This window comes from Oxalobacteraceae sp. CFBP 8761 (assembly GCA_014841595.1).
Classification (GTDB): Bacteria; Pseudomonadota; Gammaproteobacteria; order Burkholderiales; family Burkholderiaceae_D; genus Telluria.
In genome coordinates this window covers 941,273-961,689 of sequence record JACYUE010000002.1, presented here as the reverse complement: position 1 = coordinate 961,689, position 20,417 = coordinate 941,273, and the positions used below count along the sequence as shown (strand labels likewise).

Annotated in this window: 14 protein-coding genes; 9 read left to right on the top strand and 5 right to left on the bottom strand. The window is 65.9% G+C overall.

The genetic code is table 11. The annotated features are described in order from the left end of the window. Positions 1–334: 334 nt before the first annotated feature. The 5 genes from IFU00_16575 to IFU00_16555 all read left to right on the top strand — a co-directional run bounded on the left by IFU00_16575 (position 335) and on the right by IFU00_16555 (position 4,658). Complete coding sequence (locus IFU00_16575; GenBank protein MBD8543901.1) at positions 335–529, top strand: hypothetical protein; 195 nt, start codon at positions 335–337, stop codon at positions 527–529. Between the two features lie 97 nt (positions 530–626). Beyond that, on the top strand, positions 627–956 hold the full coding sequence (locus IFU00_16570) for a hypothetical protein (GenBank protein ID MBD8543900.1): 330 nt from the start codon (positions 627–629) through the stop codon (positions 954–956). 158 nt (positions 957–1,114) lie between these two features. Next, complete coding sequence (locus IFU00_16565) at positions 1,115–1,864, top strand: ABC transporter ATP-binding protein (protein ID MBD8543899.1); 750 nt, start codon at positions 1,115–1,117, stop codon at positions 1,862–1,864. Beyond that, positions 1,861–3,291: a DUF3526 domain-containing protein gene (locus IFU00_16560; protein ID MBD8543898.1), complete on the top strand. Its 1,431-nt coding sequence runs from the start codon at positions 1,861–1,863 to the stop codon at positions 3,289–3,291. The genes IFU00_16565 and IFU00_16560 overlap by 4 nt, the downstream gene beginning before the upstream one ends. Further along, entirely contained in the window at positions 3,288–4,658 is a 1,371-nt protein-coding gene (locus tag IFU00_16555) for a DUF3526 domain-containing protein (GenBank protein ID MBD8543897.1), read from the top strand. Before IFU00_16560 ends, IFU00_16555 begins: the two co-directional genes overlap by 4 nt. Before the next feature lie 33 nt (positions 4,659–4,691). Here the strand turns inward: IFU00_16555 and IFU00_16550 are convergent, their stop codons facing one another. Next, positions 4,692–6,497: a Tar ligand binding domain-containing protein gene (locus IFU00_16550; protein ID MBD8543896.1), complete on the bottom strand. Its 1,806-nt coding sequence runs from the start codon at positions 6,495–6,497 to the stop codon at positions 4,692–4,694. A 253-nt stretch (positions 6,498–6,750) separates the two neighbouring features. Here IFU00_16550 and IFU00_16545 point away from each other — a divergent pair, with 253 nt between their 5' ends. The 4 genes from IFU00_16545 to IFU00_16530 all read left to right on the top strand — a co-directional run bounded on the left by IFU00_16545 (position 6,751) and on the right by IFU00_16530 (position 10,680). After that, positions 6,751–8,151 (top strand): cation:dicarboxylase symporter family transporter, encoded by a 1,401-nt coding sequence (locus IFU00_16545; protein ID MBD8543895.1) that lies wholly within the window; start codon positions 6,751–6,753, stop codon positions 8,149–8,151. A gap of 95 nt (positions 8,152–8,246) precedes the next feature. Next, positions 8,247–9,008 carry a histidine phosphatase family protein gene (locus IFU00_16540; GenBank protein MBD8543894.1) on the top strand — a complete coding sequence of 254 codons (762 nt, stop codon included), beginning with the start codon at positions 8,247–8,249 and terminating at the stop codon, positions 9,006–9,008. An 11-nt stretch (positions 9,009–9,019) separates the two neighbouring features. Next, the gene (locus IFU00_16535; GenBank protein MBD8543893.1) at positions 9,020–9,997 is read left to right on the top strand and encodes an NAD(P)H-hydrate dehydratase; all 978 of its coding nucleotides are present in this window, start codon (positions 9,020–9,022) and stop codon (positions 9,995–9,997) included. Between the two features lie 281 nt (positions 9,998–10,278). After that, the gene (locus IFU00_16530; protein ID MBD8543892.1) at positions 10,279–10,680 is read left to right on the top strand and encodes a hypothetical protein; all 402 of its coding nucleotides are present in this window, start codon (positions 10,279–10,281) and stop codon (positions 10,678–10,680) included. Positions 10,681–10,749: 69 nt separating this feature from the next. On the opposite strand, the gene IFU00_16525 is transcribed toward IFU00_16530, so the two are convergent. From IFU00_16525 to IFU00_16510, 4 genes are all read right to left on the bottom strand, one after another. Continuing rightward, positions 10,750–14,952 (bottom strand): response regulator, encoded by a 4,203-nt coding sequence (locus IFU00_16525; protein MBD8543891.1) that lies wholly within the window; start codon positions 14,950–14,952, stop codon positions 10,750–10,752. Between the two features lie 304 nt (positions 14,953–15,256). Then, entirely contained in the window at positions 15,257–18,463 is a 3,207-nt protein-coding gene (locus tag IFU00_16520; GenBank protein ID MBD8543890.1) for an efflux RND transporter permease subunit, read from the bottom strand. A gap of 28 nt (positions 18,464–18,491) precedes the next feature. Further along, positions 18,492–19,637 (bottom strand): efflux RND transporter periplasmic adaptor subunit, encoded by a 1,146-nt coding sequence (locus tag IFU00_16515; GenBank protein MBD8543889.1) that lies wholly within the window; start codon positions 19,635–19,637, stop codon positions 18,492–18,494. Between the two features lie 245 nt (positions 19,638–19,882). Further along, on the bottom strand, positions 19,883–20,305 hold the full coding sequence (locus tag IFU00_16510; GenBank protein MBD8543888.1) for a divergent PAP2 family protein: 423 nt from the start codon (positions 20,303–20,305) through the stop codon (positions 19,883–19,885). Positions 20,306–20,417 lie beyond the last annotated feature (112 nt).

Sequence of the window (20,417 nt, the reverse complement as noted above, 5' to 3'; positions counted from 1 at the left end):
GGAGGCGGGGCCAGCGTTGGCATTCACCTCGTGCGCTCCGTTGCGCATTACTCATTACGCAAGCTTCGTGCCAGTGGCCGGCGCAGAGTGAGCGTGAGAATGGCCGCTGCTGCGGTGCACCGCAGCATGGCGCGCGGAGCGCACTACGATTGCGCAGCGCCTCTTTTTGGACGGCGCTGCACGCCGGACAAGCCGGCTGTCCGTACGCGCGCACGGTTGACAACGTGGCCTTCCACAACCCAATGCGTGCATGCTAGGATTGTTTATTGCCTCAAACACAAGCAGAAGCACAGTACTGACCGTGCACCGCCGGGGCCTGCAACTGGAGCCATCAATGCACACCGAACAAGTCCAGCGTCACCGCACGCCGATCCATACGGCGACCGCCGTCGACCGCAGCAATCCGAAGAAGCCGCGCCGTCATATTGCGCAAGACATCGTCTCGAGCAGCCGCCGCCTGCGCCAGCGCATCGGCGTGGTCGCGGTCGTCTGCATCGGCCTGGCCACGCTGCTGGTGGCGTTCGAGTAAGCCGCCGCATTTCGCCCCGCATTACGCCCGCATTGCGCCTTGCCCGCGCCGTAACGGCCGGGCTATACTGCGCCGTCACCCGTTCAGCCAGGATCGCATGTCGCTGTTGCACACGCTACGCATTACGCACACCAGCACGGCCCTGCGCCGGTTGCTCCTGTGCGTGTGCGCGCTGATCCTGGCACTGCAACTCATCGGCAGCTCGTACCACGACCATGACCTGGCCGAGCAGTTGTCCGACTGCGTCAGCTGCCAGGTTGCAGCCCATGCCACGGCCGACCTGCCGGCCGTGTCGCCACAATTGCTGGCCGTCTTCCTGGCGGTCGTCTACCTCCTCGCGCGCCTGCCGCGCCCTGCGCCGTTCTACCGGCGCCAGTACCTGATCCCTTCCCCCCAGGCGCCACCACGCCACCAGTCCGTCCACTGATCCGCTCGTGCGCCGCCGCGGCTACCAACGTGGCCTGACGGCGTAGCGGCGCGAGTCATCTCCGTCCCGTTTGCGGTCGCGGCACCTGTGCGCGTCTGCATCCGGCGCGCACGCTGCATGCGTGCGCCGGCATACCTTGTTTACCTTGAAAGAACACGATGACCATGACCACTCCTGCCATGGAAGCGACCGGCGTGACCGTCGCCTATGGCGCCACGACCGTGCTGCGCGACCTGAACCTGCGCGTTGCGCGCGGTGAAATCTATGCCCTGCTGGGCGGCAATGGCGCCGGCAAATCGACGACGCTCAACGCCTTTCTCGGCTTTCTCGCACCGCAAGCCGGCAGCGTGCGCGTGTGCGGCATCGACGTCGTCGCCGACCCGCTCGCCGCGCGCGGCCAGCTTGCCTACGTGCCGGAAAACGTCGCCCTCTACGAACACCTGAGCGCCCGCGAAAACATCGACTACTTCCTGCGCCTGGCCGGCAGTCACCCCATCGACGCCACCATCGACGATGCGTTGCGCGCGGTGCGGCTCGACCCGGCCGCATGGACGCGTCGCCTGGGCGGCTACTCGAAAGGCATGCGCCAGAAGGTCGCGATTGCGCTCGCCGTGGCGCGCCAGGTGCCGCTGCTGCTGCTCGACGAGCCGACCACGGGCCTGGATCCCCAAGCCACCAGCGAATTCAACACGCTGCTGCAGGACTTGCGCGCGCGGGGCAGCGCCATCTTCATGGTCACGCACGATCTGCTGGGCGCCGCCGAAGTGGCGGACCGCATCGGCTTTCTGGAGCGTGGCCACATCAGCCACGAAGTGGCCGCCAGCGGCGCCGAACGCTATGACGTGCGCGACCTGTACCGGCGCTACGCGGGTGCCACTAACGCTGCCGCCAGACCGGAGGCCGCATGAGCGTATTTCAAGCACTGCCCGCGGTTGCCGTGGGCGAGTGGCGCGCGATGCTGCGCAACCAGGTGGCCGTCGCCGCGGGCATCCTGATGCTGGCGCTCACGCTCGTGGCCATCGTTGTCAGTCATGAGCGCGTGGGCACCGTGAACGCCGAACGGGCGCGCTTCCAGAGCACGGTCGACGCCCAGTGGGCCAACCAGCCGGACCGCCACCCGCACCGTGTCGTCCATTACGGCCACTATGTGTTCCGGCCACTCAGCCCCCTCGCCTTCTTCGATTTCGGTGTCGATCCGTTCACTGGCAGTACGCTGTTTTTGGAGGGTCATCGCCAGAACAGCGCCAACTTCAGCGACGCCGCCCAATCGTCGGTGCTGCTGCGTTTTGGCCAGCTGACCCCGGCCTTCGTGCTGCAGGTGCTCACGCCGCTGCTGATCGTGTTCCTCGCCTTCGGCAGCGTCGCGCGCGAACGCGAGCGTGGTCAGTTGCGGCTGCAGATCGTGCAGGGTGTCCGCGGCGCGACGCTGTTGCTTGGCAAGCTCGCGGCCCACGCCGGTGTAGCGCTGCTGCTGGGTGCGCCGGCCTTCATCGCGCTGGTGGCGATCGCCGTCGTGCACCCGGCCGTCGCGGCCGAGGCGATCGCGCTATTGGCCGGGTATGCGCTGTACCTGCTGGTGTGGGTCGTGGCGGCCGTGCTGGTATCGGCGTCGCTGCCCCGGGCGCGCGATGCGCTGCTGGCGCTGGTGGCCGGCTGGATCGTCACGGCGATTCTGCTGCCGCGCGTGATGCCCGATGTCGCGGCTGGCGACGTGGGTCGCCCGAGCCGCATTGAAACCGAGGTCGCGATCCACGAGCGCCTGGCCGCGATCGGCGACAGCCACAATCCGGACGACCCGTACTTCAATGCGTTCCGGGCGCGCACGCTGCAACACTACGGCGTGACGCGCGTGGAAGACCTGCCGGTCAACTACAGCGGCCTGTTGATGGCCGAGGGCGAGCGCATGACGAGCGCCCTGTTCGATGAATTCATGCGCGCCGATTACGCACGTCAAACTGCGGAAAGCGCGATCGTCCATTCGGCCAGCGTGGCCAGTCCGCTGATCGCGCTGCGCCGCATGTCGACCGCGCTGTCCGGCACCAACCTCGACAGCCATGCGCGCTTCCTGCTCGAAGGTGAACGCTACCGCTACGCCTTCGTCCAGCGGCTCAACGGCCTGCACGTCAACGTCGTCACGCCCACCGGCGCCGGCGACGAGCGCATCGACAAGCACCACTGGGAAGACACGCCGCGCTTCGGCTACGCCCCCGCACTGTTCGCCGAGGTCGCCGCGCGCCATGCCTGGCCCGCGTTTGCCCTGCTGGGCAGCTGGCTGCTGGCGTTATTCGCCATCGGCGGCTGGATCGCCAAACGCCTGGAAAGGAATCCGGCATGAAAACGTACTTTCTTGAACTGCGCCAGATCGCGCACTCGCGCCTGGCTGTCGGCGCCGTCGTGCTGCTGGCGCTGCTGTCCGCGCTGTCGGTCTGGACCGGCCTGCACGCCGTGAACCAGCAGCGCGCCACGCTTGAGCGCATCGCCGCAAGCCACGCACATGACCATGCGGCCATCCTGGCTACGCAGTTACGCGCTGTCAGCAAAACCGGGAGCGCCGAAGCCGGCGCGGTCGGCTACTACCTGCCGCACCTGACCGTCAATCCGCCGTCGCCACTGGCGTTTGCCGCCATCGGCGGGCGCGATCTGCAGCCGTCGGCGCTGCGCGTGCGGATTCTCGGGTTGCAGTCGCAGCTGTATGAATCCGAGTCGATCAATCCCGAGCTGGCCATGCCGGGGCGCTTCGATTTTGCGTTCGTGCTGGTGTACCTGACGCCGCTGTTCGTCATCGCGCTGATGCATGATCTCGTCTCGAGCGAACGCGAAGCCGGCCGCCTGCGCCTGCTGGCGTCCCTGCCCAAAGGCGCGGCCGATACCTGGCGCCGCCGCGTCGGCCTGCGCTATGGATTGCTATGGCTCGCTGCGCTGCTGCCACTGGCCGTGGGCGCGTTCATCGCCGGCGCCGGCGTGACGGGCTTCGGCCAGATTGCGCTGGTCGCGACGCTGTACCTGGCGTTCTGGTTCGGTCTGGCGGCCTGGGTGGCGGCGCGTGCGCGCACGTCGGCCGGCAGCGCCGCGATCCTGCTGGCGAGCCTGGTGGGACTGACGATGATCCTGCCGACACTGGCCGATGCCGGCATCGCGCGCCTGTCGCCGGTGTCGAAGGGGGTCGAGCTGGCGCTGGCGCAACGCCAGGCCGTGCACTCGGCGTGGGACGTGCCCAAGATGGAGACGTTCGAGAAATTCTTCCGCACGCATCCCGAATGGAAGGACACGGCGCCGGTCACCGGGCGCTTCCACTGGAAATGGTATTACGCGATGCACCAGGCGGGCGACGACGCGGTGGCGCCAAGCGTGGCGCAGTACCGCGCCAGCATGATGGCGCGCGAAGACTGGACCGCGCGCGCCGGGCTGCTGCTGGCGTCGGTGAACGTGCAGGTGCTGCTGCACCGGCTGGCCGATACCGACCTGGCCTCGCAACTGGCGTACCACGACCGGATCGGGGCGTATCACACGCAGCTGCGGCAGTTCTTCTATCCGTACCTGTTCGAAGAGCGGCCGTTCACACCAAGCGATGCGGCGAAACTGCCCGTGTATGACGGTAGCGCGATGAAGGGGACGCTGGCGACGGGGCAGTTGCTGGCGCTGGCCGTGCTGGCCTTGCTGCTGCTGGCGGCGGGGCTGCGCACCTTGCGCACGGTACGGTAGGATTGGCGGCCGGGCCGCCAACCCCGGACTGCGTCAGAACTCTTCCCAGCCGTCGCCGGCGCTGGCGTTGGCGGTCTCTGCGTTCGCTGCCTTCGCTGGCTTCACCGGCTTCGCGACTGGCGCGGCGTCGGTGCGGGCTTTTGTCACGACCGGTTTTACCGGCGCCTTCGTAGACAACTTTGCAGGCAACTTCGCAGGCGCCTTCTCCACCGGCTTCGGCGCCGCGTTGGCCACTATCTTCGGCGCACCGGTGACCACGCGCGGCTTGGCCACGACTGCGCGCACGCCTGCCGGCGTAGCAAGCTTGAACGCCCCCACGGTCTGCGCCAGCTTGGCCGCTTCTTCCTGCAGCGACGTCGCCGCTGCCGACGCCTGTTCGACCAGCGCCGCATTTTGCGTCGTCACCTGATCCATCTGCGCCACGGCGCCGTTGATCTGCTCGATGCCGGCCGTCTGTTCCTGGCTGGCCGCGGTGATCTCGGACATGATGTCGGTCACGCGGTTCACGCTTTGCACGATTTCGGCCATCGTCGTACCGGCGCGGTCCACCAGTTCCGAGCCGTGGTGCACTTTCTCGACCGAATCGTCGATCAGCACCTTGATTTCCTTGGCCGCCGCCGCGCTGCGCTGCGCCAGGCTGCGCACCTCGCCCGCCACGACGGCAAAGCCGCGGCCCTGCTCGCCGGCGCGCGCCGCCTCGACGGCCGCGTTCAGGGCCAGGATATTGGTCTGGAACGCGATGCCGTCGATCACGGCGATGATGTCGACGATGCGGGTGGCCGACGTATTGATCGCGCCCATCGTCTGCACCACCTGCGCCACCACGGCGCCGCCCTTGCCCGCTACTTCCGATGCCGACGTGGCCAGTGCATTGGCCTGGCGCGCATTGTCGGCGTTCTGCTTGACGGTCGACGTCAGTTCTTCCATCGACGAAGCGGTTTCTTCCAGCGAGCCGGCCTGCTGCTCGGTGCGCGACGACAGATCCAGATTGCCAGCGGCAATTTCGCTTGAGGCGGTGGCGATATTGTCGGTACCGGTGCGGACCTGGCCGACAATGCGCACGAGCGATTCGTTCATGTCCTTGAGCGCCTGCAGCAGACGGCCGGTTTCGTCAGTCGACGTGACCTCGATGGTCTGGGTCAGGTCGCCCTGGGCGACGGCGCCGGCGATCTTCACGGCCTGCTCGATCGGGCGCACGATCGCGCGCACCAGCAGGTACCCAACCAGCGCGGCCATGATGAGGCCAAAGGCCAGGCCGGCCAGGCACACCGCGCGCACCAGTTCAAAGGTCGCCTGTGAGGCCCGGTATTCGGCCAGCGCCGCAGCCTGCTGCTCGTCGATCAGCCGGATGCCCAGCGTATTGAGCGATGCATAAAGCTGCGTCATCGGCCCGTTCAGCAGCTGGATCGCCTGCGCATTGTCATTGGCGCGGATCGCGGCCACTGCCGGCAACAGGCCGCCATCGAGGAACGCCTTGCGCGCCGCGGCGATCTCCGCGACCAGCGCCCGCTCCTTCTCGCTCATCGGGATTTGCGTGAACTGGCCCCACAGCTGGTTGATGGTGGCGCTCGTCGCTTGGACGGTGTCCATTGCAGCGCTGCGCTGGGCGGCATCGTCCATAGTGACCGCCTTGGCCACGGTCAGCTGGTTTGCCGTGATCAGCTGCGTGACCTCCCCGGCCTGGCTCAATCCGACCAGGCGGCGATCGTACATCTGCTTGAGCTCAGCGTTGGCTGTGCCGAGGTTGTAGATGCCGATGACGGCGCCGGCAATGAGTTCGACCGCAAGGAACGCGATGACGAAAATGAGGCGCGACTTGATGCTGAGATGTTTGAACATGTTCGCTAGGCTGACGTGAGGAGGAATAAGTTGGTGCTTTATTGGATTATAGAAACTTATCCTTATCCATGGGAAGTATCGAACGCGAGATTGACGGGTTCCCTGTACAACACGGGACAGGCGTCGCTGGTCCGCAACAACCTGCTGGCCGCCGGTCCAGGCTGTGCCTTGGCAAAAATGACAAGCGCACTGTGAACAGGCAACTTTGTCGATAAAATGACATGATTGTCCACGCCGTCCCAACGAAGCCCCCATGACACTTCCCGTCCTGCTCAACCTGGCCATTGCCCTGGCCGTCTGCGTCTTCCTGTACCGGTTGCAGGCCAATCACGTCTCGTTCACCAAGCGCGTGTTCGCCGGCCTTGGCCTTGGCGTCGTGCTCGGCGCCGCGTTACAGGTGATGTATGACGTGGGTGGGCCGGAAATCAAGGCCACCAATGAATGGCTGAACGTGATCGGCAGCGGCTATGTCCAGCTGCTGCAGATGATCATCATTCCATTGATCATGGTCTCGATCATCCAGGCGATCCTGAAGCTGCGCGATGCCTCGTCGCTCGGCAAGATCAGCACGCTCACAATCGGCATCCTGCTCATCACGACCATCGTGGCGGCCTCGATCGGCATCCTGATGGCCAAGCTGTTCGGCCTGACTGCGGTCGGCCTGACCTCCACCGCCGCCGAAGTCGCGCGCGGCGAATACATGCAGGGCAATCTCGCTGCGGCCAAGGAACTGTCGCTGCCGTCGCTGCTGCTGTCCTTCATCCCGGCCAACCCGTTCCTCGACATGACCGGCGCGCGCAAGACCTCGACCATCGCCGTGGTGGTGTTCGCGATCTTCATCGGCGTCTCGGCCACCGGCATCGCCGGCAAGAAGCCGGAAGTCTTCACGTCGTTCAGCAGTTTCGTGCACGTGGCGCACGTGATCGTGATGCGCATGGTCACGCTCGTGCTGCGCCTGACCCCCTACGGCGTGTTCGCGCTGATGGCCAAGGTCGTCTCGAGCTCGAGCTGGCAAGACATTCTTGGCCTGCTCAACTTCGTCGTCGCATCGTACGCCGCGCTGGCGCTGATGTTCTGTGTCCACCTGGCGATGGTCGCAGCGGCCGGCCTGAAGCCCTGGCGCTACGTGAAGAAGATCTTCCCGGTGCTGGTCTTCGCGTTCACTTCGCGCACCAGCGCGGGCTCGATCCCGATGAGCGTGGCCACGCAGACCGCGCGCCTGGGCACGCCGGAGGGCACGGCCAACTTTGCCGCGTCGTTTGGCGCCACGATCGGCCAGAACGGCTGCGCCGGCATCTACCCGGCCATGCTGGCGGTGATGATCGCGCCGACGGTGGGCGTCGATCCGTTCACGGCCGCGTTCCTGCTGCCGCTGCTGGCGATCATCGCCTTCGGCTCGATCGGCGTGGCCGGTGTCGGCGGCGGCGCCACCTTCGCGGCGCTGATCGTGCTGTCGGCGATGGACCTGCCGGTGGCGCTCGCTGGTCTGTTGATTTCGGTCGAACCGCTGATCGACATGGGCCGCACGGCGCTGAATGTCAGCGGCTCGATCGCTGCCGGCACCGTCACCAGCCGGGTCATGGGACAGACCGACATGCGGGTGTTTGACGACGATGCCGACATCAACCTGGACAGCGAGGCGCGGGCCGTCTGACGCCGCCTGACGGTTTCCGTGCACGGAACAATCGTGCGCTGAGGCCGTCGTGAAACCTTCTATGATGACGCCAAGATAACTTTTTGGCGGACTTCATGGAACAAAAATGGCCACAGGAAATATGGGTCGTGCGGCACGGACAAAGCGCCGGCAACGTCGCCCGCGACCTGGCTGAAGCAGCAGCAGGACACCGCATCGACATCGCCGAGCGCGACGTCGACGTGCCATTGTCCGACCTTGGCGAGCGCCAGTCCGACGCCCTCGGCGCCTGGTTCGCATCGCTCCCCGCAGCGCAGCGCCCGACCGTCGTGCTGCATTCGCCGTACGTGCGCGCCACCGATACGGCCAACCTCGTGATGCGCCACCTCGACCGCGACGGCCTGTGCGTGCGCGAAGACGAGCGCCTGCGCGAAAAGGAATTTGGCGTCCTTGACCGCCTGACGACGCACGGTATCGCGCACGACTTCCCCGATCTGTACGAGCAGCGCCATCACGTTGGCAAGTTCTATTTCCGCCCTCCTGGCGGCGAAAGCTGGTGCGACGTCATCCTGCGCCTGCGCAGTGTCATGGATACGCTGGAACGGGAATTTGCCGGCGAGCGTGTGCTGATCGTCGCGCACCAGGTCACGGTCAATTGCTTCCGCTACCTGTTCGAGCATCTCACCGAAGCGCAGATCCTCGAGTTCGATCGCAACGGCGATGTCCCGAACTGTTCCGTCACCTCGTACGAATTCGATCCCGAGGCCGGCAAGCGCGGCGATCTGGCGCTGCGCCTGGTCAATTTCGTCGCGCCGCTGGAGGAGACCGGCACACCGGTCACCGTGGCCAGGGACGTCGCATCCGCCCCCAACGCGTAAGGTCATCCGCCATGGACAAGAACCAGGTACACGATGTCGATGCAGGCATGCTGGCCGCCTGGCCGCTGCCGCAGCCGGGCACCGGAGGCGACAAGGAAATGCGCGGCCACATCCTGATCATCGGCGGCTCGCGCGAGATGCCGGGCGCCATCATCCTGGCGGCCACCGCCGCACTGCGCGCCGGGGCCGGCAAGCTCACGATCGCGACCGGCGCCAGTGTCGCCCAGCTGGTCGCGCTGGCAATGCCCGAGGCGCGTGTGATTGGCCTGACCGAGCACGATACCGATGGCTTCAGCCTCGATGCGGTGGCCAGCCTCGATCCGCTGGCCGATCGCGTGAATGCAGTACTGATCGGTCCCGGCATGCGCGACGAAGCGAGCACGGCGCGCCTGGTGCATGCACTGCTGCCCCGCCTGGTTGAAGCGGACGTCGGGCTGGTGCTCGACGCCTGTGCCATGGACATCCTGCTTCATCCACCAGAGGACTGGCCCGCGGGCAAGCCGATGCGCTTCGAGCGTCCCGTGATCATGACGCCGCACTGCGGCGAAATGGCGCACCTGACGGGCATCGACAAGGATTGCATCGCCGGCCTGCCCGATGGGCCGGCCCTGGCCGCGGCGCGCGACTGGAACGCCGTCATCGCACTCAAGGGCGCGCGCACCGTGATCGCCGCGCCGGATGGCACGCTGTGGCAGCACGAAGGCGCCGGCAATATCGGACTGGCCAGTTCGGGCTCGGGCGACGTCCTCGCGGGCATCATCGGCGGCCTGCTGGCGCGCGGCGCGACCGAAGCGCAGGCGGCCTGCTGGGGCGTCGCGCTGCATGCACGCGCCGGCGACCGGCTTGCAGAGCGCCTGGGAACGCTCGGTTATCTGGCCCGGGAACTTGCCGCCGAGGTACCGGTTTTACTGGAACAGCTTGGCCAGAAAGACAAGGCAACAGTGAACGATCCGATGTCCGTGGCGGGCGATGTTCACCTGGGCTCCTAGAACACCGGCGGTCACACGAAGTGTGTAAATAATGTTACCGATTCCCGTGAGTGTGCGGTATCTAACGAACCAGCTGTCGGGCTTGCGGTCTAATTGGCACAGATGCATTGAAGTCGAAACAGATTCACTGAAGTACGCACTGGGGCCGCGTATTGCGTCGGTACCCTCAACGTTTCACAAGCGACCATCGCGTCACAGTGGAACCGATCTGGCGCCGCAATGTCCCAACAAGCAGTCCGGGATCTGCGGCACACAAATAGACGTCAATCGAGGAGTAAAAAATGAATGCAATGACCAAGGCACCAAAAATTCTGCTGACCGCCGCCGTGCTGGCAACCCTGCTGGGCGCATGCAAGAAAGACGAAGCAGCGACCACCACGACCGTTCCAGCCGACACCTCGGCCACCATGCCAAGCGGCACTTCGGGCGCCACTGGCACCATGGGTGACACCGGCACTGGCGCAACGGGCACCGGCACCACCGGTACGGGCGACATGGGCACGGGCGCTGCTGCCGGCACCACCGGCACCACGACCGACACGTCGGGCGCAGCTGGCACCATGGGCACGACTGGCGCCACCGGCACCACGGGGATGACCGGCACCGCAGAAGGCGCCACCAGCCCACAGACCACCGATCCAACCAGCACCACCACGCCGCCAACCGGCACGACCGGCAAGTAATCGCGGTCACCAGCCGAACAGCGCCCTGCAGATCAGGGCGAGTTCGGCGCACCATCGCAGCCCGGCTTTTCAGCCGGGCTGTTTGTTTTGTGACGTTGTCGGACCAGATGCCGGCGTACGCTCCGCCACGTCGCGGATCAGTTGCTCCACAATCAAAAAATCGGCTGGCTTGGTCAGATGGTGATCGAACCCTGCCTGGCTCGAGCGCTTCCGGTCCTGCTCCGCACCCCAGCCCGTGAGCGCGATCAGCGTCGATGTCTCCATGCCGGCGATGCGCCGCATCGCTTCGGCCGCGTCGTAGCCGGTCATGTCGGGCAGCCCGATATCGAGAAACACCACTTGCGGCAACAGCGCCGCCGCCTGCAGCAGCGCCGAGGCGCCATCATGCACGGCCGTCACCGCGTGCCCGTTCATCTCCAGCAGGGCCTGCAGCGTCTGGGCCGCATCGACATTGTCGTCCACCACCAGGATACGCAGCATGCCCGGGTCGGTCTGCGCTGCCTGCAGCACAGTACCGGCCGCAGCGACAGGCGGCGTCGCGCTGTCGGCCGGCAGCGGGAGCCAGACCGTGAACTGGCTGCCCTGCCCGACCCCGGCGCTGGTGGCGGCCACGCGGCCGCCATGCAGCTTCACCAAGCGCTGCACGAGGTTCAGGCCAACACCCAGGCCGCCCTGCGCCATCTCGGCGCCCGCGTGGGCCTGCGCATACATGTCGAACACGCCCTCGAGCGCATCGGCGGCGATGCCGATGCCGTTGTCCAGTACCGAGATGGCCACGTCGTCGCCCTCGATCTGCGCGTGGATTTCCAGCGCACCGCCCGGCGGCGTGTACTTGGCCGCGTTGTTGAGCAGGTTGCTCAGGATCTGGGCCACGCGATGGCGGTCGGCGTGCAGGCCCACGTGCCCATCGGGCAGATGCACGGCCAGCGCGTGGCGGCCACGCTCGACCAGCGGCATGCTCATGTCGACGGCTTCGCGCACCGCGTCGGCCAGCAGCACACGCTCGCAGCGCAGCGTGACCTTGCCTTCGGCCAGGCGCGCCATGTCGAGCAGATCATCGACCAGGTGCACCATGTGATCGACCTGGCGCCGCATGATGGCCTGCACGTCGCCGCTGGCCGCGCCGATGCGCATCAGCTCCAGGCCCGAGCGGATCGGGGCCAGCGGATTGCGCAGTTCGTGCGCGAGCGTAAACAGGAAGTCGCTCTGCGCCCGGTTCTTTGCGCCCAGTTCGCGCGCCAGGCGGTGCAGTTCCTGCTCGGCGTGCTTCTGGCTGTCGATATCGAGCGTGACGCCGTCGAAGCGTTCGGGCTGGCCGTTCTTGTTCAGGCCACACCAGCCAATGGCGCGCAACCAGCGCGGCGTACCATCGCCGCCGTCCGCTGCGGCAACACGGGTGCGGAACTCGAGGTCCAGCGGCGCGCCGGCGCGCACCGCGTGCTCGACGCTCTCGGCCAGCCGCTCGCGGTCTTCCGGCTCCACCGCCGCCAGCAGTTCGCTCACCGACGCGGCGCGGCCCATGTCGACGCCGAAGTGCAGCGCCATCTCGGCATTGATCTGGAAATGCGTGAACGGCACGTCGGCATACCAGACGCCGATATCGCCCGCCTCGGACACGCGCTCGAAGCGCTCCTGCAACAGCTTGCGCGCATGGACGTCGATCACGGTGCCGACATACCCGTCCGGCTCCCCGGCGGCATTCACGCGCGGCAGGCCGGCGTCGATGAACCAGCGGTAGCTGCCGTCATGGCCGCGCAGGCGGTAATCGAACGAGAACGGCTGGCGGGCCGCACTGGCGGCCAGGAAGATCTCGCCCGAACGCGCGGCGTCGTCGGGGTGCACGTTCTCGAGCCAGCCCATGCCCAGGTCCTGCTCGGGCGTGCGGCCCGTGTAGTCGTACCAGCGCCGGCTCAGATAGGTGCACAGGCTGTCGTTGTCGGTGGTCCAGAGCATCGCGGGCGAAGCGTCGATCAGCGCCCGCACATGCGCTTCGCGCGCCTGCGCATCGCGCGCGTTCTGGCGCCGCTCGCGTCCCAGCGCCACCTGGGTGCCGATGCGCGCCAGCAGCTCGTTGGCTGAAAACGGCTTGACCAGGTAGTCGTCGGCGCCGGCCTGCAAGCCTTCGACCTTGGCTTCTTCGCCCGCGCGCGCCGACAGCAGCATGACCGGCAGATGACGCAGCAGTTCGCTGGCGCGCACCTTCGCGATCAGGCCAAAACCGTCCAGGCGCGGCATCATCACGTCCGACAGCACCAGGTCGGGCGGGTCCAGCAGCGCCATCTCGTACGCTGCCTGGCCATCGGCCACCGCGCGCACGTCGGCATGCGGTTCGAGCAGCGATTTCAGGTAGGCGCGCATGTCGTTGTTGTCATCGGCAACCAGGATGCGCGGGCGCGCTTCAGGCTGCGCGGGCGCGCTCGTGTCCATGTCCATATCCGGCGTCGGCTCCGGCGCCGGCGTCGTCGCTGCGCCTTCCAGCGTGTCGGGCAGCCAGCGCAGTGCTTCTTCGACGAACGCCGCGCCCATGCGCTGGCGGTCGGCCATCGTCTCCGGCGCCTGCACGATGCGATCCGCCGGCAGGTGTGCATCGCCGAACGGCAGATCGACGTCGAACCGGGTGCCTTCGCCGAAGGTGCTCGAGACTGCGATTGTCCCGCCATGCAGGCGCACCAGCTCCTGGATCAGCGCCAGGCCGATGCCGGTGCCTTCGTAGGTGCGGCCCGGCGCGCCTTCGATGCGGTGGAAGCGTTCGAACATGCGCGGCAGTTCATGCTCGGGAATGCCGGTGCCGGTGTCCTGCACCGACAGGCGCGCCATGCCGGCATGTTCACGCAACGTCACCGTGACGCCACCGTGCAGCGTGAACTTGAAGGCGTTCGACAGCAGGTTGAAGACGATCTTTTCCCACATGTCGCGGTCGACGAACACCGGCTGGGTCAGCGGCTGCAGATCGACTGTGTACTCCAGCCCCCCCTTGGCCATGGCCGACTCGAACACGCCGGCCAGGTCGACCGTCAGGCGCGTGAGATCGACCGGGACGTAGCTGGCCTGCACGCGGCCGGCCTCGATGCGCGAAAAGTCGAGCAGCGAATTGACCAGCTTGAGCAGGCGCAGCGAGTTGCGGTGGGTGAGCTCGACGCGCTGGCGCTGGATCGCATTCATCGACTCGGGCGCATCGGCCAGCGCATCGTCGAGCGGGCCGAGAATCAGCGTCAGCGGCGTGCGAAATTCATGCGAGACGTTCGAGAAGAACGCCGTCTTGGCGCGGTCGATCTGGGCCAGTTCTTCGGCGCGGTGCTGTTCCTGCTCGTAGGCAATCACATTGCCCACGGCGGTATTGACGGCCGCCCCGAGCAATGCATAAAAGTTGCGGTAGTCGGCATCGAGCGCGCGGCGCACGCTGACCCCGGCCACGACAAAGCCGAACAGCTCCTGCTGGCCGGGCAAGGTCATGGGCAGGACCAGCGCCGAGCGCGGCGCGTCCTCGTAGGGTCCGCAAGCGACACTCCCCAGGCGCGCGGCAACGTCGTCGGCCTGTTCAACCGAATGCGAACTGCTGCTGCGGGCAAATGGCCAGATGCTGTCGTCGAAGGCGGTTGCCAGCGGGGCCAATGGGTTGCCCGGCGCCAGACCAGCGTTGCCACGCAGCGCCAGCGTGCCGGTCTGGGGATCGATCTGGTAGAACAGCACGAACGGCACGTCGGCCGTCATGTGCGCGCAGTGGCTCGCGAGCTGCGTGCCGATGTCATCGATCGAGCGCACGCCCGCCAGGCTCGCGGTCAGGTCACGCAAGCCCTTGCTGCGGCGCGCACTGAGCACCTGTACCGTGGTTTCGGTAATCGGGTGGAATATCCCGCCGATCGCGCCCGACTCGTCGCGGATTGGCGAGAACGAAAACGTCATATTGGCTTCTTCGAGATAGCCACTGCGGTCGAGGAACATCTGCTGGTCGCGGATGTACGCACCGGAGCCCTGGTGCGCAAGTTCGAAGGCCTCACCCACGACCGGCAGGGCCGAGGCCCAGACCACCTTGAATGGCGCGCCCATGGCTGCGGGATGCAGGTCGCCGCAGATCGGGCGGTAGGCGTCGTTGTAGATCTGGATGTCGTCCGGGCCCCAGCAGACCAGGATCGGGAACGTCGACGACAGGCACAGGCTGACCGATGTGCGCAGGCTCTGCGGCCAGCCGGACAGCGGTCCGAGCGGCGTCGCCGACCAGTCCATACTGCGGATCAGTTCGCCCATCTCGCCCCCACCGGCGAGCCAGTTCATGTCGTCGTTCACGAACAAGGCAATGGGCTGGGCTGCGGGCATGGGGCTGGACCTTACGGAGGAAAATGGAGATGCGGCGTGGCGTCATGCGGAGGCACGCCACCGTTGCACAGGCTGCCTGATGGCAAAGTGCATGGCAAAACAGCCGCTATTAGACCATAAGCCGTCGTCCGTTGGTTGCCGGGGTGCTATTTTACAACCCCGGCAAACCAACCATTAGTCACGCATAAAAAAACACGGCCAGTTATCACTGGCCGTGTCCGGAAAATCCGGCAAGGCGCGTGCGGCGCCCTGCCGTGGGGGATCAGACCGGCGCCACCTTGGCACGGCCGCGCCCCGTCACCATCTGCACGAGGCGCATGACCAGTCGATAGACCAGACGCACCAGCGTCAGCGCCAGGATGGCTTCGACGAACGTCATCAGGAACGCCACCAGCGCATTGCGGTGCTCGGCGCGGCGGCCGTACTTGGCCACCATGCGGTCGCGGGCAATCTCGATGCTGTCATAGAACGTTGGCACCACCAGCAGCGTCAGGATGGTCGAGGTGATCGTGCCGCCGATGATCGCAATGGCCAGTGGCTGGTAGAACTCGCCCGAGTCGCCCAGGGCCAGCGCCACCGGCAGCATGCCGGCGATCAGTGCGAAGGTGGTCATCAGGATCGGCCGCAGGCGCTTGCGCCCGGCCGCCATCAGCGCTTCTTCGCGGTCCATTCCTTCGTGCTCGAGCGCCCTGGCCGCGTCGAGCAGCAGGATCGCGTTCTTGGCCACCAGCCCCATCAGCATCAGGATGCCGATCATGCTCATCAGGTTAAGCGTGTTGCCGGTCATGATCAGGGCCAGCACGACGCCGATCAGCGACAGCGGCAACGACAGCATCACGCCGATCGGCGCCGTGAACGAGCCGAACTGCATCACGAGGATCAGGTACATCAGCGCAATGCCCGAGAACAGCGCAATGACCATCTCCTTGAACAGTTCCTGCTGGTCTTCGCCCGAGCCGCCCAGCGCCAGCCCGTAACCCGGCGGGAAGTCGAAGGTGCGCGCCAGTTTCATGGCGTCGGTCGTGACTTCACCGGCCGAACGGCCTTGGGCATTGGCCGACACGGTGATCATGCGCTCGCCATTCTTGTGACGGATCGCCGATGGGCCCTTGCCCATCGTGATCGAGGCGATCTGCTCGAGCGGCACCATCATGCCGGTGCCGGCGACCGGGATCGGCAGGCGCTCGATGCTGTCGGTATTGACGCGGTCGTCGGGATGCAGGCGCACGGCGACGTCGCGGGTTTCGCTGGTCGGATCGACCCAGTCGCCCACTTCGATGCCGGCAAACGCCACGCGCAGCGACTGCGCCGCATCGCCCACCGAAATGCCCAGGGCATTAGCCAGACCCCGGTCGAGCACGATCTGCAGTTCGTTCTTCGGATCCTGCTCGGACAGCGCGACGTCGACCGCGCCCGGCACTTCACGCAGTTTTTCCATGTAGGCGGTGGTCAGCTCCATGAGTTTACGCGAGTCGGGACCGGTAAATTCCACCTGCACCGGCTTGCCGCCGCCGGACAGGTCATCGATGACCGTGTATTCAGCGCCCACCAGGCTCGAGATTTTGGCGCGCAGTTCGACGGCAACTTCGGATGCAGAGCGCTTGCGCTCGCTGCGCTTGCCGATGTCGACGTAGATCGAGCCGCCGCTGGTCTTGACGTTGCTGTTGGTGTCCTTCGTTTCAGGCAGGGTGCGGGCCAGCACGGCGGCCGCTTCGAGCTTGCGGCGCGCATACTCGATCGACGACGAGGCCGGCGTGCGCACCTCGATCTGCAGGTTGCCCGAGTCCTGCTTCGGCAGGAAGCTCGACCCGCCAAAGAAATGGTGCATGGCCAGCGCGCCGATCAGGCTGGCGACTGCCAGGAATGCCATCGCGCGGCGGTGATGCAGCGCCCAGGCGATCACGCGGCCGTAGCGGTCGGCCTGATGGTCGAACCAGTGGTTGAAGCGGTCGAGCACGGCGCCGATGCCGGTCTTCGGGCGGCTGTGGTGATCCGGTGGGTCACCCCAGTAGGCCGACATCATCGGGTCGAGCGTGAACGAGATGAACAGCGAGACGATCACCGAGCAGGTCACGGTCAGCGCAAACGGGCGGAACCACTCACCGGACACACCCGGCATGAAGGCCACCGGCACGAACACGGCCATGATCGAGAAGGTGGTTGCGGCCACTGCCATGCCGATTTCGGCGGTGCCTTCGAGCGCCGCGGTGCGGCGGTCGGAACCCATTTCCATGTGGCGCACGATGTTTTCGCGCACCACGATCGCATCGTCGATCAGCACGCCAATGGCCAGCGACAGGCCCAGCAGCGTCATGAAGTTCAGCGTGAAGCCGCACAGCCAGACCGCGATGAACGCCGCCAGCACCGACGTCGGCAGCGCCAGCGCGGTGATCAGCGTCGAGCGCCATGAATTGAGAAACGCGTAGACGACGAACACGGTCAGGACGGCCCCCAGTACCAGCGCCTCGATCACGTTGTTCAGGCTCGACTGCGCATCCTTGCCGCCGTCAATCACGACCTCGAGTTTGGTGCCGGCCGGCAGCAGTTTGCTCTGCGCTGCCACCACTTCGTGGACGCGCTTGGCCAGCGACACGGTCGAGGCATCACGCGAGCGCGAAATCTGCAGGCCCACATTCGGCCTGCCGCTGCGCACCGACAGCGTGTTCACGTCGGCGAAGCCATCGCGGATCTCGGCCACCTGGCTCAGGCGCACGATCTGGTCGCCATTGCGCTTGACAACGATCTGCGAAAAATCTTCGGGACGCTCGATGCGCCCGACCAGGCGGATGCCTTTTTCGTCCAGTTCGCTACGCAGCTTGCCCACCGGCGCATTGGTATTACCGTTGCGCAGCGCGTTGGTGACATCCGACGCCGAGACATTGAATTCGCTCAGCTTCTCGGCGCGCAGCAGCACCGACAGCTCGCGCCGCAGCGCGCCGTTGACGACCACAGTGGACACGCCATCGATGCCGCGGAATTCGTCAGCCAGCACGTCTTCGGCGTAGCGCGAGATTTCGGCGTGGGTCTGGGTGCTCGACGACAGCGCCAGCGACATGATCGGCTGGGCCGACGGATCGATCCGGCGCAGCACCGGCTCGCGCATCTCGATCGGCAGCTTGTAGCGCACGGCGGCAATCGCATTGCGCACGTCGTCCGATGCTTCGATCAGGTCGCGGTTGAAGTCGAACTCCATCCAGATCGAGGCGCCGCCTTCGTAGGAGTTGGAATTGACGTCCTTGACGCCCTGGATCGCCTGCATCTGCTTTTCGAGGCGGTTGGTGATCTCGCGCTCGGCGGTCTCGGGCGATGCGCCCGGATACGGAATGTCGACCACGATGATCGGAATCTCGACATCCGGGTTCTGGTTGACCTTCAGCTTGGACAGGGCCAGCAGGCCGATGGCCATCATCGCGACGATGATGACGATCGTCGCGACCGGTTTCTTGACACTAAAATTGGACAGGAACATGGTGGGTTTTCCTTAAGGGTTCCTGGATTTACTTGCCCTGGACTGCGCCGGCGCCCGCGCCAGCGCCATTTGCGCTGGCCACACGGGCGTTCGGCATGTCGACCTTCTGGCCGTCCTTCAGGTTCGACGTCGGCGCACGCAGCACCACGTCGCCGGCTGCGAGGCCCTGCTTGATCTCGACATTGCCGGTACGGGCGTCGCGCGCGCCGACCACCAGCTTGACCTTCGACAGCGTCTTGTCCTTGATGCGCCAGGTGTGGCTGGCGTCGCCCACGCGCACCAGCGCGCTCTCTGGCAGCATCAGCGCATCGCTCGCGGCGGCGTCGACACGCCCTTCGGCGTACAGGCCGGCCACGCGCGGCTGCGCATTGTCGACAAAGCCCACCAGCACCTCGACCTGGCGCGTGACCGGATTGGCGGCCGGGTCGATGCGCTTGACGACGCCGGCAAACGTCTGGTCGGCGTAGCCATTGACGCGGAAGTTGACCTTCTGGCCGATCTTGACGGTGCTGACCGAATCGGCCGAGACTGCGCCTTCGAAACGCATGCTGGTCGGGTCGATGACCTTGACGAGTTCCTTGCCGATGGTGGCGGTGTCGCCATTGGACACCTTGCGCTCGGAAACGATGCCGTCGAACGGCGCGCGCACGGTGGTGCGGGCCAGTTGCTGGCGCGCGGTGGCCACGCGGCTGCGCGAGCTCGACAGTTCACTCATCGCGTTGTTGCGCGCCATCTCGGCGTCGTCGAGCGCCTTGGCCGACGTCATGCCCGACGCCGTGAGCGTCTTCAGGCGCTCGAGCTGGCGATTGGCCTGGTCGACCGCCAGCGACGCGGCGCGCTGCATGTCTTCGGCCGACATCAGGGTGTCGCGGATCGAGGTTTCGTCGAGGCGCACCAGCACGTCGCCGCGCTTGACCGGTTCGCCGTTTTCCTTGAGCACCTGCAGCACGATGGCCGAGACTTCGGCGCGCAAATCGGCGCGGCGCTCGGGCTCGATCGAGCCGGTAATCACCGGCCCCGACGACACCGACGCACTCTGGATCGTCAAGACATCCTCCTGCGCCACGGTCAGTTGCGTCGGCTTGTTGTCCTTGCCCTCGGGGGCTTTGGAATCTTTGCCGCAAGCGACTAGGCTTGATGCGATGGCTAGAACGAGGAGTGTTTTGCGCAGCATGGTGGTTCTCCGGAAATGGACTCGGTGTTTTTATAAAAATAAGTTCAGATACATCCAGCGCGCAGTATTCAGGAGGTCTCCAGCAGCGTCAATTGACGATCCTGTGGTTTGCGGAATTGGATGGATGAAGTGCGGAATCTGGCGATGAGCTGCATTCCGTCCGGGATGGAATGCCGTAAAAAACGGACAGACGATGGACGCCCGGACGTCCACGGGATGCGCGGCGCACGCACCCCGTACATACACTAGAACCCGCCCAGCACGGTGTAGATCAGAAAGCCCATGCCGATGCCGGTCAGGATGCCGCCGGCGATCTCGAACCGGGTGTGCCCCATGCGCTCGCGCAGGATCACATAATCCTCTTTGCCGTCATGCAGGCGGTTCAGCGTGACAGCGTGGCGACCGACGTGCTGGCGCAGGCTGTTGGCGTCGATCATGACGATGAAGGCGAGCGTGACGGCCACGCCGAACGCCGGATGGCCCATGCCTTCGCGCAGCGCGATCAGCGTGGCCATGCTGGAAACGACGGCGCTGTGGTTGCTGGGGAAGCCGCCATTGCCGACCAGGTCGAAGGCCCAGCGCCGATAGCGGACACTGGATATGAGGAACTTGATCGGGCCGACTACCATCCAGGTCAGTACCGGTGTGACGAGATAAATGATTTCCATGATTTCTTAGAGTGAAAAATGCTGGGCAGAATTATCTCAGAAGCAAGGCTCGGCGGGCGACTTTCGGTACAGCCCATTTTGGCAGGGACACGGTAATATTGTCCCAACAGAT

Coding starts and splice junctions, on each gene's coding strand:
- IFU00_16575 (MBD8543901.1), top strand. CDS start 335: ATGCACACCGAACAAGTCCAGCGTCACCGCACGCCGATCCATACGGCG.
- IFU00_16570 (MBD8543900.1), top strand. CDS start 627: ATGTCGCTGTTGCACACGCTACGCATTACGCACACCAGCACGGCCCTG.
- IFU00_16565 (MBD8543899.1), top strand. CDS start 1,115: ATGACCATGACCACTCCTGCCATGGAAGCGACCGGCGTGACCGTCGCC.
- IFU00_16560 (MBD8543898.1), top strand. CDS start 1,861: ATGAGCGTATTTCAAGCACTGCCCGCGGTTGCCGTGGGCGAGTGGCGC.
- IFU00_16555 (MBD8543897.1), top strand. CDS start 3,288: ATGAAAACGTACTTTCTTGAACTGCGCCAGATCGCGCACTCGCGCCTG.
- IFU00_16550 (MBD8543896.1), bottom strand. CDS start 6,497: ATGTTCAAACATCTCAGCATCAAGTCGCGCCTCATTTTCGTCATCGCG.
- IFU00_16545 (MBD8543895.1), top strand. CDS start 6,751: ATGACACTTCCCGTCCTGCTCAACCTGGCCATTGCCCTGGCCGTCTGC.
- IFU00_16540 (MBD8543894.1), top strand. CDS start 8,247: ATGGAACAAAAATGGCCACAGGAAATATGGGTCGTGCGGCACGGACAA.
- IFU00_16535 (MBD8543893.1), top strand. CDS start 9,020: ATGGACAAGAACCAGGTACACGATGTCGATGCAGGCATGCTGGCCGCC.
- IFU00_16530 (MBD8543892.1), top strand. CDS start 10,279: ATGAATGCAATGACCAAGGCACCAAAAATTCTGCTGACCGCCGCCGTG.
- IFU00_16525 (MBD8543891.1), bottom strand. CDS start 14,952: ATGAACTGGCTCGCCGGTGGGGGCGAGATGGGCGAACTGATCCGCAGT.
- IFU00_16520 (MBD8543890.1), bottom strand. CDS start 18,463: ATGTTCCTGTCCAATTTTAGTGTCAAGAAACCGGTCGCGACGATCGTC.
- IFU00_16515 (MBD8543889.1), bottom strand. CDS start 19,637: ATGCTGCGCAAAACACTCCTCGTTCTAGCCATCGCATCAAGCCTAGTC.
- IFU00_16510 (MBD8543888.1), bottom strand. CDS start 20,305: ATGGAAATCATTTATCTCGTCACACCGGTACTGACCTGGATGGTAGTC.